This window comes from Streptomyces sp. NPDC054840 (assembly GCF_053611065.1).
Genome location: NZ_JBSGZP010000162.1, coordinates 1 through 12373, shown reverse-complemented (window position 1 = coordinate 12373; position 12373 = coordinate 1). Strand labels below are relative to the sequence as shown.

Sequence of the window (12373 nt, the reverse complement as noted above, 5' to 3'; positions counted from 1 at the left end):
GCTCCTCCGGCCGCTCCAGCTACTTCGGCCGTGGGGCCCCTCCGGCCGCTCCGGCCGAAGGAGGCGTCGGCGCGCGGCGCCACCGGGGACACGGCGCTGACGCCGCCGCACGCTGGGGACGGGCGCACCCAGCCCGTCCCGACGTGGGACTGCTCACCGCGCACGATGGCGGGCCGCGCCTCGCCCCCTCGACAACCGATCGGCCGTCCGTCGTCGCCCTGGTCGTCGGGCCCGCCGTACCTCACGCACGGACTCGAACTCACGGTCCGATCGCTCTCACGGATGTCCATCCCGGGCCGACGGCCGACAGACCGGGTGACTCCGCCCGGATGGACGGGCGGAGTTTGGGCAGCAGCGGGCCATGGCCGTCCTACGAAAGCTCGCCCGCCCCCTGCTCGCCGCCCCGTTCGTCACCGGAGGACTCCGCACCCTGCGCCGCCCCGAGGCCGTCGCGGAAGTGACCCGACCCGTCATCCGGGCGGTCGGGACACGCATCCCGGCCCTTGCCGGGGATCCACTGCAGCTGGTGCGCGTCACCAGCACGATCCAGGCCGCGGCGGGTCTGCTGTTCGCGGCGGGGCGTGCCCCACGCCTGAGCGCGCTCACGCTCGCCGCGACCCTCGTGCCGACCTCCCTCACCGCCCATGCCTTTTGGACGGTGGAGGATCCGGAGGAGCGCGCGCGGCAGCGCGCCCACTTCCTGACCGACCTCTCCGCGCTGGGAGGGCTCCTCATCGCCGCCGCGGACACCCACGGCAAGCCCTCGCTCGCCCACCGCTCGCGGCACGCGCTCGACCACCGCCACCCGGTGGATGCCGTCCGCCGTCCCGTCGAAGCGGCCGCGGCGCGTACGGTCCACCGCGCCAAGGGGGTCGCGGGCTCCCTCACCGGCTCCCGCTGAGGCGGGCCGAACTCCAGCCCCGCTCCGGTCACCCCGGCCGGCAGCGTACCCATCGCACGACGTCCGGGTCCTGGCCGCCGGTACGGTCCGGCGCCCTGATCGAACGGCGAGGAGGCCGACATGGCAGACGCCCGTCCCACCGTCCTGCGGATACCCGTCGGCCCGCTGCTCCGGCCGCGTGTGCCTCGGCCGCGCTTCCTGACGGAAGTCCTGGCCGGCGTCGCCCGGAGCGCCTGGTGCCGCCGTCGCCGACGTATTGCGCCCACCTGTGAAGGCGCCGCCGAGCACCGGTCGTTCTCCGGCGGGAGGAGCGGTTCCGGAGCGGGTGCCACGGGTGAGCCGCCGTGCCGCGACACCTCTGCGGGCACCGCCGGCCGCCGCGAGCGGGCCCACGAGGCTGTTACGGCCCGTACCACCAGCCCCGACGACCTGGCCGCACTGCTCGCGATGCTGGACCTGCAGACCGGGCCGGACGAGAGGCGGGTCCCACCGGAGGAGGACTGACGCCACCACGCACGCGGCCGCGGGCGCGGGCGAGGGGCCCCGCCCCCGCCCAGGGCCCCGGTGAGCTGGGCGGGCGGCGCCGGGCTGGTCCGCCGGACCTGCGACCTCCCGAACCGAGCCGGCTCAGCTGCCGTGAAGGGTGGCGGGCAGCTGCGGGCCATGGTTCGCCCGGCCGTCCGGCTCAGGCGGGCCGGCCCCAGTCGGAGTCCAAGCGGTCGGTCAGTCCGGCAGCGGTGAACGCCGCTTTCAGTTCGTCGTGGCCCTCGGTGAAGTGGGCCCAGCTGTCGCAGTGGACGGGAACGACGCGGCGGGCGCCGAGGATCTGGACGGCTTCGGCGGCCTGGGCGCTGTCCAGGACGATCAGTCCTCCGTCGAAGAGGCCGGGGAAGCGGGGGGCTCCCGCGAAGAGTATGGCGGTGTCCACCGGGGCGTAGCGCTCGGCGATCTCCTTGACCGCGGTGAGCGAGGCGTTGTCGCCGCTGACGTAGACGGTGGGCAGGCCCTCGCCGGTCAGCACGAAGCCGATGACCTGGCCGAGGATCGGTTCGACCTCCGCGCGCACCCCGGGTCCGTGAACGGCGGGTACGCCGGTCACGGTCACGGTGCCGCCGCCCGGGCGGTCCAGTTCGACGGATTCCCAGTCGGCCAGGCCCTTGGCCTTCTCGCCGAGGCGCTGTCCCCCGCCGGGGGTGGTGAGGGTGAGCGGTACGTCTGCGAGCAGGGCCCGGCCGGAGGTGTCGAGGTTGTCGGGGTGCTCGTCATGGGAGAGCAGGACCACGTCGACGGGGCCGAGGTCGCCGGGGCCGGCGAGGGAGGGGGCCGTCTTGGTCAGGGTCACGCCGGGCGACGGGTAGTCGCCGGGGGCGTCGAAGGTCGGGTCGGTCAGGAAGCGCAGGCCGCCGTACTCGAAAAGGGCGGTCGGGCCACCCAGAACGCGGACGGCGAACTGGTCTGTCGATGCGGGCACAGAGGACACGGGGACAACACCTCACGGATATTTGCGAATGAACCGTGAGATGACCGTAGCGGCTTCTCATGGATAGCTGCAAGACGTACCATGAGGAATGTGAAGGAGTTCGTGAGGGAAGACCCGGTCCTGCCGCCGGCCCAGGGCGAGGAGGAGCACATCTCCCTCGCCCTGGCCAACAGCGCCATCGCGCGGCCCGGCGGGCATACCGTCGACCTCCTGGGGACCCCCGCACAAGCGAACCACTGGCTGACGGAACGCGGTCTCGCGCCGGTCGACGCCGGTATCCAGGAGATGTGCACGACGCAACTGCGCTCGCTGCGCGAGCAGGTCAGGTCATTGTTCGCGGCCCGCGCCGAGGGCCTCCCGGCCCTCCCCGCCGCCGTCAGGGCTGTCAACGACGCGATGACCCGCGTCCCCACCGCGCCCCTGCTGCAGTGGGACGAGAAGTCCGGCCCCTACCGCGCCACCACGCACCCCACCACCGCCATCCTCGACCACGCCCTGGCGACCCTCGCCGCCGACGCCGCCGACCTCCTCACCTCCCCGAACGCCGAACGCCTCACCGCATGCGGCTCCACCCCCTGCAACCGCTACCTGCTCCGCCAGGGCCGCCGCCACTGGTGCTCCACGCGCTGCGGCGACCGAGCCCGCGCCGCCCGCGCCTACGCCCGGCGCACCCGGACGGGACAGGATGACGAGGCACCCGAGGCCCGGACCTCGTAGCGGCGGCGTCACGGTCACCGGGCCATGCCGTGGGCTGCCTCCTTGATACGCCGTCCGGGTCAGCCCTGGCCGACCGGCGTGTGCTGGGCGCTTCCGTCTTCCGTTCGCGGGCGATGATCCGTCGTGGACCACGCTGGTGTCCCGCCGTCTTCGGCTTCTGGCCCGTAGGGGTTCGGCGGCCCTTCCTGAAAGGCCCCGCTTTGCGCGCTTACGTCATCGACGCCTTCGGCGATACCCCGGCCCTCCGGGAGGTTCCCGTTCCGGACCCCGGCCCGGGCGAAGTGCAGATCAGGGTCCGTGCGGCAGGACTCAATTCCCTCGACTTCAAGACGGCCCGCGGAGAGTTGGCCGGCTCGGGAGCCGAGTTCTCCTTCCCCCTCACCCTCGGCTTCGACGTGTCCGGCACGGTGACCGCAGCGGGCGAGGGCGCCGACTTCACCGTCGGCGACGAGGTCTTCGGCCTGGTGTGGCCGCGTTCCTTCGCGCACGGATCCTTCGCCGAGTACATGACCGCCCCTCGGCAGGCGGCCCTCGCGCCCCGCCCGGAAAGCCTGGACCCCGTGGCCGCCGCGGCGCTGCCGATGACGGGCGGGACCGCCCAGAGCGCGGTGGACTGGCTCGGCCTGACCGAGGGCGAAAAGCTCCTGGTGGTCGGTGCGACCGGCGGCGTGGGCTCTTATGCGCTGCAGATGGCCGCAGGCCGCGGCGCCCACGTCATCGCCGTCGCCACCACGGCGGACCACGAGTACGCCCGATCCCTGGGCGCCGCCGAGACCATCGATCACCGCACCACCGATGTCGCCGACGCGGTCAGCTCCGCCCACCCCGACGGTATCGACGCCGTCATCGACCTCGCCGACGACGCCGAGACAGTCAACACCCGTATCGCACCACTGCTGCGTGACGGCGGCCGGCTGCTCAGCACGGTCTTCGCCACCGATCCCGACGCTCTCGCGGCCCGGGGCATCAGGGCGGTGAACTTCGCCTACCACGCCACCGGCGAAGACATGGCCCGTCTCGCCACCGGGGTGACGGCGGGCGGCCTGCGCGTCGCCGAGACCCGCGCTTACCCCCTCGCCTCCATCGACGAGGCCCGCACCGCCCTCCTGGACGGGCATGTCCGCGGCAAACTCGTCATCACGACCTGACAGCTGCCGGGTGACGGCCCCGCCGGACATGACGCCCCACACCCGACTCCAGGGGTGGGGGGCGTCATTGCTTCCTTGCGCCTGCGCGGGCCCATCCCCGCCCAGGATCAGCCCGCGGAACCGTTCAGGGTGCTGTCGGGGATCCAGGAACCGTGGAGTCCGGCGCTGACGCGGTGGGGGAGGTGGACGGTGGCGATGCGGTCGAGGCCGGATGCGTCGAGCACCAGGAGGTGTGAGGCGTTCTGCTTGAGGTCGGAGACGACGGTGAGGAGGTAGCCGTCGTCCTCGCTCGTGGCGTCGGTGGCGGGGACGAAGACGGCTTCGCCGGGCATGCGGGCGTCGCCGATCTGGTGGATGCGGCGTGCGCCGGTCGTGCGGTCGTACTTGACGATGCCGTAGCCGCCGAAGCCCTTCTCGTCGGGGAAGGAGACGGCGTACTGGTAGCGGTTCTCGGCGCCGAGGTACTCCTCGTTGATGGTGGGGAACTCGACGGGCAGGTCGTCGATGATCTGTTCGTCGACGGTGCCGGCGGTCAGGTCGAGGACCCAGCGGCGGGTGTACGAGCGGGTGACGGGCTCGCTGCCGCGCTCGGGGGCACCGATCCACCAGTTCCAGGAGAGGCGGAAGCCTTCGCGGTCGACGGTGGGGCCTTCGAGGACTATGCGGCCCAGACCGTCCTCGTAGGCGTTGGAGACGTGGAGCATGTTGCCGGGCTCGATGGAGAACCAGCGGGTGTGGCGGGCTCCGTCCTCGCCGCGCGGCATGACGCCGATGCGGGAGGGCTGCTGGTCGCTCCAGCTGTAGGGGATGCCCGAGCTCTCCGTGTGGTCGAAGGTGACGTTGCCCTCGACGAAGACGACGTGGCGCCGGGTGATGGCGAAGTCGTGCTTGAGGGAGGCGGTCGCTCCGGGGACCTCGGCGCTGTGGGTGATGGCGCCCTTGGTGTCGGCGACGTAGTGGGTCAGGAACGGCGGGAAGGGCGAGGAGCCGAAGAAGTGGAGTTCCCCCGTGACGGGGTCTTCCTTGGGGTGTGCGGTCATGGCGGTGCGCAGTTTGCCGTCGAAGTCGTAGGCGCCGATGGTGTCCAGGTCCGGGGTGAGCTCGAAGGGCAGGTTGGCCTCGCAGAGCGCGAGGAGGCGTCCGGCGTGTTCGATGACGTGGGTGCCGGCGGTGCTGGCGGTCAGGTCGGGGCCGTGCTCGGTCATGTACGGGGCACCGTCGAGGGCGGGGGTGTGGACCCAGCGGTTGCGGTACCACTCGGCGCGGCCGTCACGCAGGCGGATGCCGTGGACCATGCCGCTGCCCTTGAACCAGTGGGTGGGGGTGACACCGGGCTTGGGGTTGTGTCCGTTGCGCAGCAGCCGGCCGGTCAGCTCGGGCGGCAGCGTGCCCTCGACGGTGAGGCCGGCGGCGGAGACCTCCTCGGCGACGGGGGTGTAGTGGCCGGTCAGGTACGGCGGGGTGGTCGACATGGCAGGAACCTCTTTCGTGGATGCGTGGATGCGTGGATGCGTGGATGCGTGGATGGCTGGATGCATGCGTGGATGCGTGCGCGCGTGCGTGGATCTGCGGGGGCGCGGAAGTGTGAAGTGGTGCCTGGTCAGACCGCCTGTTCCGCGCGGCCCTTGAGGTGGGAGAGCCAGCCTTCGAGGGAGTCGTGGAGGGCCCTGCCGAGCTCGTCCACCTCGGCGTCGACCGGGGATCCGCTCCAGGATTCCTCGGTGTGGACGACGACACCGGCGTCGGACTGCTCGAAGGCCCATACGTGGATGCCTACGATGCCCTCGACGGTCCCGCCCCACACGATCCGCTTCCCGGGCAGCAGCTCCCGCACGGTGGAGGTGATGTCCAGGCCGTGGGTGAGCCAGCTGAAGGAGCTGCCGGGCAGCAGCGGTCCGTCGACCTCGGTCCGGTCGATGTCCGCGTTCCAGGCGGGCCAGGCCGCGACATCGGTGTGCAGCGCCCACACGGTCGTGAGCGGGGCGTCGATCACGGTGCTCAGGCGGACGATCACGGGGGCGGTCTCGTCGATGGTGACCATGGCTGTACTTCCTGTCTGGATGAGAGATGTCGGTGGTGCGGCTGGACGTACTCCGGCGCCCGACAACGCGGCCGGGTGCGGTGCCGGGCGTCGCGGGCCCGGCAAGATCCGAAAGAGACGGCCTAGTGCTGTGACCGGAAAGGTTCACCGGGTCACGACGCCCGGCACGGCACCTCGCCGCGTTGTCGGACCGCGCAAGTACGCGTCCAGTACGAGCCGCAGCCCTCCGCCTTGCGATGCACCACACCGGACGCCGCAACCCGGCAAACCTTCCCGGCCACAGCACTAGCCGGCTTGCGGCGTTCCGTAGACCACGGCGTTCGCACGGGCGGCTTCGGTGCCGGCCGCCCGCTGGGACGCAGCCGCGTCGCGCAGGCAGCGGCGCAGCACCGCGGTGGGCTCCGAGCCGGCTTCCGGGGACGGGTAGAGGCTGTCGATGATGTCCAGGAGCCGCTGCGGTTGTGCCTGCCATCCGAAGGCGAAGAACGCGAGACCGCGGTCGTGGAACCGCAGAGCGAGGTGGTGGAGTGCGTGCATGCCGGTGACGTCGAGGAAGCGGAGGCGTGTCATGTCACACACCACCACCACGACGCTCTCGTCGAGGACGGTCAAGGCTTCCTCGAGGACAGGGCGGGAGTCGAGGTCGAGTTCACCGTCCGGGGCCAGGTGCACGGTGGGCCCGAAACGTCGCGTCACGATCCGGAAATCGCGTTCCATGAGTATCACCTCGCCAGGACCGGCCGTTCTGATGCACTCCTGCCCTGTGTGGACGGAAATGGTCCTGGTCCGATCCTGCCTCAGCCTCGAAAGCGGCGGCAAGCCCGTCCGTAGGCCTCGCCGCCTCACCTACTTGCCCCGGGTGCGGGTGAGGCCGAAAATTCGTTCAAGAGACCATGTCGTCGGGGCGCCATGCGTACGGTGCTCCAGAGATGGCGAGGTGAGACGCCATGAAACCGGCCTTCCGCATCGCGATCAGGCGGTATGGAACCACCCTCTGCCTGACACCTCTCGGAGACCTCGACCTCGACAGCTGTCCCGCCTTCGACCAGGTCGATCACGCGGTCGGCACGGACACGACGTTCGTGGCCTGCACCATGGCACACGTCGCGTTCATGGACCTCAACGGCCTGCACTGCCTCGTGGCCTTGGCCGGCCGGCTCGAAGTCCGCGGCGTCCGGCTGGTCGTCCACGCCTGGCGGCCGCAACCCCGGCAGTTGCTGGATCTCATCGACGACCTGGGCAGCCTCCCCGACGGCAAGATCCGAGAACGCCGGGCCGCAGCAACCGCCCTGCGCCGCGTCCTCGACTTCCGCGCACACGAGGAGCACGAACACGGCATGTCCAGGGCCCAGGCCGACTTCGTCCCCTCCGGAGCCATCGCCGGACTCAGCCGCAGACCAGGGACCTTCCGTTCCCTTCGCTGACCACCGGCCCACGCACCGGAAACGGTCGCGCCGCGTGTCGGTTCGATGGGAGCAGCCCCTGTCCTCAGCCGGCGAGGGCGACGAGCCTTCGGTACTGCAGCTGGTCAGGACGTCTGGCCGTGAGGTGGACATGGACGTCCGGGAGGCACCTTTTCAGGAGGGCGTAACCGGCCGTGTAGACCTCTTCCTGGGCTTCGGTGTCCGGCGGCATCCACAGGACCAGCAGCACTTCGTGGCGGCGTGCGCCCTCCGGGGTGGCGAAGGACAGCTCGTGCAGGATCAGGCGCGCCTGGTCCGCGGGCAGCGCCGAAACCAGCTCGTCATGGGTCAGATTGCTCTCCAGCTCCGGCGCCAGCACACCGCCTGCCCGGAAGCGGAGGATCACCGTATTGATCTCCCGCGTCTGCCTCAGGTGGTGAAGGGCCTCATGGCAGTCTTCCGTCAGAGCGATCGGGCCGCTCATGAGAACCTCACTTCGCTCAGGGCCGGGGAGGTGTCATCCGGAGGGTCGGCCCTGCATCCCGGTGGGGGTGGCGGCTCTGGGCCGGCCTCGGGCAGCAAACCGAGCATGTCCAGCAGCAGCGCCAGATCTGTGGGGTCGACGGCGTGGGCAGCGACAGCGCGGCGTGCCGCCGTACGGTCCGCTGTCCCGGAACAGGCCAGAAGAGCCGGCGCGTCACATCCGAAGGGATCCTTCACCCGCCGATCCCACCATGCCCGCTCGCCGGGTGCAGCCTGACTGCTCCAGGTGCGCGGGGCCCGCTCGCGAACTCGACCTGGCCCGCAGGATTGTCGGAGCCCGAACGGGTAGGAGCAGTACACATCGACAGTTCGGCCGCCGCGGCTGCCCCGTGCGGCCGAAGAGAGCAGGCAGATCATGGCGAAGCAGCAGAAACCAAACCAGAGCGAAGCAAGCAGACACACCGGTCCACAGCATGGTTGGGCGCCGGACGTGGATGCGACGCGAAAGCAGGAGAATCCGAGTGCCGAGCGGTCTTTCCACGCGGAGGAGCACGCTCCCGCTCGCGGTCCCGGCCGTGAGGTGTCCCAGGAAGAGAAGAAGGGTTCCGGCGTCGATGTAGGAAAGAGCGAAGGCCGCAGAGGAGAGCAGCAGACCAAGGGGGCCAAGAGCCCCAAGGGCATGCATGACCTGGGGCCGCAGGGCGCCTCGCGCCGTCCCAGTGGCACACGGGACGCGTCGGCGGTGACCGGGATCGATCCGCAGGACCCTCCCGGCAAGCGGAACGCCGGCTGACTCGCGCGGCAGACGGGCGCACTCATCTCAACGGCAGTGGCTGAGCACCGCCTCGACCACCTGGCCGACAGAGATGCGCAGGAGCCGGGCATCGGGCAGCGACGCGTGTGCGTCGCCGGGCCGCAAGGGGTCCTCTCCCTCGCGCGGGCACCACAACACCCGGTGTTTCGCGTGAGCGGGCGGGCCCCACAGGCGGGGGGCGACGGGGCCGAAGAGGACGACGGACCGGGTACCCAGGGCCGTCGCGAGGTGCGCCAGACCCGTATCGCCGACCAGGACACAGCGCGCACCGGCCACCAGTGCGGACAGCTCGTCGAAGGGGACGTCGCTGGAGCCGCCGACCACCGCCTCCGATGGCAGTCCCGCGTCGCTCGCCACGCGCCGCGCCAGCGCCCCCTCGCCCGCGCCCGCCGTGACGACCACGGCCTGGCCCGCTCGGCGGAGGGCGCGTACGACCGCTGCGAACCGTTCGGGGGGCCACCGGCGAGAACCGGCGTCGGCGCCGGGGTGGACGACGACGGCGCCCGGGGCGGGCGAGGCGCACGCAGGGGCGGCGATCGAAAGGTCCGTGGGGTCTGCCTCGATGCCGTACCAGCGCAGCAGGCGGCACCAGCGTTCGCGCTCGTGCTCGTCGTCGCGCCACTCGGGTCCGAGGACGTCCGGGGTCCGCACGTGCCGGTAGGCGAGGAGCCGGCGCGGCCGCAGCCGCTGGAGGAGCAGATGGCTGGGGGGCCCGTTCCCCTGTAAATCCACGGCCAGCTCCGGCGGCGGTCCCTCCCAGCTCAATTCGGTGGGGACGCCGCGGCCTCGCGCGGTCGTGGGCAGGACCCGGTCCACGAGGCCGGTGGCAACGGCGACGGTGGCCAGCCGGTCGGGTGCGGCCAGGACGATGTCGCCGTCCGGCATGCTCCTGCGCAGCGCCCGCAGGCAGGGCACCACCGTCAGCAGGTCGCCGAGGCCCAAGGCCCGCAGAACCAGTACCTGGGGGCGGCTGTCGGCGAGCACCTGCTTTCTCGGAGCGGGACCTGCCGGCTTGTGCACACTCATGAGGTCCTTCCGAGGCTCACCAGGGGGACGGGCCGCCGATGCGGCCGCTGTCGCCGGCCGGGATCCGCACCTGAGCGTGCTCCCTCCCGGGTCGCCACCGAGCCGCTCCACCCAGGAAAGCGCGCGTCACGCGGCTGCTGCACTCCACTGTCGCGAGGACGGTCCTCCGGGGCACGCCGGGCTAGGCCGCACGGTGGCGGGACGGCTCCGGACTGCAGCTGTGAGCAAACACACCGGCTGCCCCGTAGGCCTTGGCAGGCCGGGGTCCGGGGCCTCGCAGGGGGCCCGTCGGGTGTCCCCGGTCACCGAGGTGGGTGGGAGGTTCTGCCACCATGGTCCGCGGGCCAGTTCCTCCCCCTTCTGATGCCGGCTGCCGCCGTGCGCGTCGGGCGGTGCGGAGCGCCCGTTCCCTCCGCCTCCTGCGCTTCGCGCTCCACCCTGGGTCCTGCTTGTGTCTGCCTCTGTGTCCGCGTCCTCTTCCGCTCCCCCGCCCGACCGCTCCGTCGACCGCTCCCCGTGGCGGTCCCTCCGCTACCGCAGCATGCGCTGGTGGGCCGTCGCGAACTTCGTGTCCAACGCGGGCACCTGGATGCAGCTGACGGTGCAGAACCTTCTGGTCCTGCAGATCACGGGATCGGCCGCCGCCACCGGCCTGTCCGTGTCCATCCAGATGGCGCCCGGCGTGCTCCTCGGCCTGGCGGGCGGCGCGGCCGTCGACCGCTTGCCCCGCAAGCTGACCGCCGCCGTCGCGCAGGCCCTGCTCGGTGCGGTGGCGCTCGTGACGGCCCTGCTGGTCGCGCTGGGCGGCCTCGGCCTCCCGGTACTGCTGGCGCTGGCCGCGGTGACCGGCCTGATCGCGACCGTCGACGGCCCCGCGTGCGCGCTGCTCGGCAATGATCTCGTCCGCGCCCAGGACGTGCCGTCGGCCATCGGGGTGGGCTCGCTCGTCCACAGCGCCGGACGGCTCGCGGGTGCCGCACTCGCCGGCGTGGCGGTCGGCTTCCTGGGGACGGCGGCGGCCTACGCGGCCAACGGCTTGTCGTTCCTGTTCGTGGCCTGCGTGATCCCGTTCCTCAAGGCGGCCCGCCCGCACGAGGCGGCCCAGCCGGTGGTACCCGCCCCCGCCGGGCGGCCGGCGCCCGAAGGGGCCGAGGCGCAGGGCATGAGCGCCCGGGAGGGGCTCGCCTTCTTCATGCGGCGCCCGCGACTGGTCGCCCTCGCCGCCCTGAACGGGATCAGTGCGCTGTTCGGCCGCAACTACTCGCTCACCCTGGTGGTCCTGGTCACCGGGCCCCTGGCCGGTGACGCGGGTTCCTTCAGCAAGGTCTCCACAGTGCTGGCCGTCGGCGGGATCGTCGGGGCGGTCCTGGGCGCCCGGCTGCGCAGGCCGAGCGTCCGCATGGTCGCGGCCCTGACCCTGGCCGGGGCCGTCCTGCAAATTCTCTCCGGGCTGGCCCCGTCCCTCCTGGTGCTCCTGGTCCTCGTCCTGCCCATGGCGATGGCGGAATCCGTCGGGGACACCGCCCAGTCCACCGTGCTCCAGACCGACCCGCCCGCCCACATGAGGGGCCGTGTGCTCGGCGCCTGGTCCAGCATCCGCACCGTGTGGGGTCTGGCGGCGCCGCCGATGCTGGGGCTGTCCATGGAGCTGGCCGGTGTCCGGGTCACTCTGATCGTGGGGGGACTGGCCATCGCCACGTTCGTTGTCACGGGCTATCTGCTGAAGGGCCGGGAGCCTCGCAGCGGAGCGCTCATCCCGGTGGCCGAGGCAGCCGTGCCCGTCCGGGCCCGGCTGAGCACCGCCGCCTGACCACTGCGGCCGCGACACAGTGCGTCCGGCCCGGGCCGCTCAGGAGGCGGAGGACCGGGCACCCGAGGCGGCCCGGGCGGCGCGATCGGCGAGGCCGGTGGTGGAACGGCCGTCGAGGTAGGGCAGGACGACGGCCTGACCTCCCCAGGCGCGCAGCGCCCGCGCCTCCGGAAGATCGTCCGCCGAATAGTCGCCGCCCTTGACCCACACGTCCGGCCGCAGGAGGCCCAACAGTGTCTGGGGCGTGTCCTCCTCGAAGGCCACGACGGCGTCGACGCTGCCGAGCGCCGCCAGCACCCGTACGCGGTCCTCCAACGGGTTCAGGGGGCGCCCCGGCCCCTTGAGCCGCCGCAGCGAGACGTCCGAGTTCACGCAGACGATCAGGCAGTCGCCGATCCGCCGCGCGCTGTCCAGCAAGCCGACGTGCCCGGCGTGGAGCAGGTCGAAACAGCCGCCCGTGGCGACCACCGTTCCGCCCCGAGCCCGTACGCTCGCGGCCGTCGCGAAGGCGTCGCCGCCCGCGGGCCGGGCCGATGCGCTCCGGGGGGAC

General features: G+C 72.1%; 14 protein-coding genes. 7 read left to right on the top strand and 7 right to left on the bottom strand.

Annotated elements, in window-relative coordinates; all coding sequences use genetic code 11:
• The first annotated feature begins 361 nt into the window (after positions 1 to 361).
• The gene (locus ACWGIU_RS14615) at positions 362 to 901 is read left to right on the top strand and encodes a DoxX family membrane protein (RefSeq protein WP_453705744.1); all 540 of its coding nucleotides are present in this window, start codon (positions 362 to 364) and stop codon (positions 899 to 901) included.
• Positions 902 to 1021: 120 nt separating this feature from the next.
• Entirely contained in the window at positions 1022 to 1405 is a 384-nt protein-coding gene (locus ACWGIU_RS14610) for a hypothetical protein (protein ID WP_453705742.1), read from the top strand.
• 181 nt (positions 1406 to 1586) lie between these two features.
• Here ACWGIU_RS14610 and ACWGIU_RS14605 read toward each other — a convergent pair whose 3' ends face one another.
• A complete protein-coding gene (locus ACWGIU_RS14605; RefSeq protein ID WP_453705740.1) occupies positions 1587 to 2381 on the bottom strand; it encodes an MBL fold metallo-hydrolase in 795 nt (264 codons plus the stop codon).
• Positions 2382 to 2462: 81 nt separating this feature from the next.
• On the opposite strand from ACWGIU_RS14605, the gene ACWGIU_RS14600 reads away from it, so the two are divergent.
• Together ACWGIU_RS14600 and ACWGIU_RS14595 are read left to right on the top strand one after the other, a co-directional pair.
• Positions 2463 to 3098, top strand: coding sequence for a CGNR zinc finger domain-containing protein (locus ACWGIU_RS14600; RefSeq protein WP_453705738.1), 636 nt, complete (start codon positions 2463 to 2465; stop codon positions 3096 to 3098).
• Between the two features lie 200 nt (positions 3099 to 3298).
• The gene (locus ACWGIU_RS14595) at positions 3299 to 4246 is read left to right on the top strand and encodes an NADP-dependent oxidoreductase (RefSeq protein ID WP_453705736.1); all 948 of its coding nucleotides are present in this window, start codon (positions 3299 to 3301) and stop codon (positions 4244 to 4246) included.
• Positions 4247 to 4353: 107 nt separating this feature from the next.
• Here ACWGIU_RS14595 and ACWGIU_RS14590 read toward each other — a convergent pair whose 3' ends face one another.
• The 3 genes from ACWGIU_RS14590 to ACWGIU_RS14580 all read right to left on the bottom strand — a co-directional run bounded on the left by ACWGIU_RS14590 (position 4354) and on the right by ACWGIU_RS14580 (position 7004).
• Entirely contained in the window at positions 4354 to 5718 is a 1365-nt protein-coding gene (locus ACWGIU_RS14590; RefSeq protein WP_453705734.1) for a carotenoid oxygenase family protein, read from the bottom strand.
• A gap of 128 nt (positions 5719 to 5846) precedes the next feature.
• Positions 5847 to 6287, bottom strand: a complete 441-nt coding sequence (locus tag ACWGIU_RS14585) for an SRPBCC family protein (protein ID WP_453705732.1) — start codon at positions 6285 to 6287, stop codon at positions 5847 to 5849.
• A gap of 285 nt (positions 6288 to 6572) precedes the next feature.
• On the bottom strand, positions 6573 to 7004 hold the full coding sequence (locus tag ACWGIU_RS14580; RefSeq protein WP_453705730.1) for an STAS domain-containing protein: 432 nt from the start codon (positions 7002 to 7004) through the stop codon (positions 6573 to 6575).
• A 230-nt stretch (positions 7005 to 7234) separates the two neighbouring features.
• On the opposite strand from ACWGIU_RS14580, the gene ACWGIU_RS14575 reads away from it, so the two are divergent.
• Positions 7235 to 7711, top strand: coding sequence for an STAS domain-containing protein (locus tag ACWGIU_RS14575; protein ID WP_453705728.1), 477 nt, complete (start codon positions 7235 to 7237; stop codon positions 7709 to 7711).
• Between the two features lie 64 nt (positions 7712 to 7775).
• Here ACWGIU_RS14575 and ACWGIU_RS14570 read toward each other — a convergent pair whose 3' ends face one another.
• A complete protein-coding gene (locus ACWGIU_RS14570) occupies positions 7776 to 8174 on the bottom strand; it encodes a cofilin family protein (protein WP_453705726.1) in 399 nt (132 codons plus the stop codon).
• A 414-nt stretch (positions 8175 to 8588) separates the two neighbouring features.
• On the opposite strand from ACWGIU_RS14570, the gene ACWGIU_RS14565 reads away from it, so the two are divergent.
• Positions 8589 to 8966 carry a hypothetical protein gene (locus tag ACWGIU_RS14565; protein ID WP_453705724.1) on the top strand — a complete coding sequence of 126 codons (378 nt, stop codon included), beginning with the start codon at positions 8589 to 8591 and terminating at the stop codon, positions 8964 to 8966.
• 27 nt (positions 8967 to 8993) lie between these two features.
• Here ACWGIU_RS14565 and ACWGIU_RS14560 read toward each other — a convergent pair whose 3' ends face one another.
• A complete protein-coding gene (locus tag ACWGIU_RS14560; protein ID WP_453705722.1) occupies positions 8994 to 10013 on the bottom strand; it encodes a glycosyltransferase family 9 protein in 1020 nt (339 codons plus the stop codon).
• 541 nt (positions 10014 to 10554) lie between these two features.
• Here ACWGIU_RS14560 and ACWGIU_RS14555 point away from each other — a divergent pair.
• Positions 10555 to 11823: an MFS transporter gene (locus ACWGIU_RS14555; protein ID WP_453705746.1), complete on the top strand. Its 1269-nt coding sequence runs from the start codon at positions 10555 to 10557 to the stop codon at positions 11821 to 11823.
• A gap of 39 nt (positions 11824 to 11862) precedes the next feature.
• Here the strand turns inward: ACWGIU_RS14555 and rfaE2 are convergent.
• The coding region (gene rfaE2 / locus ACWGIU_RS14550; RefSeq protein WP_453705720.1) for a D-glycero-beta-D-manno-heptose 1-phosphate adenylyltransferase at positions 11863 to 12373 on the bottom strand (511 nt) is incomplete at its 5' end.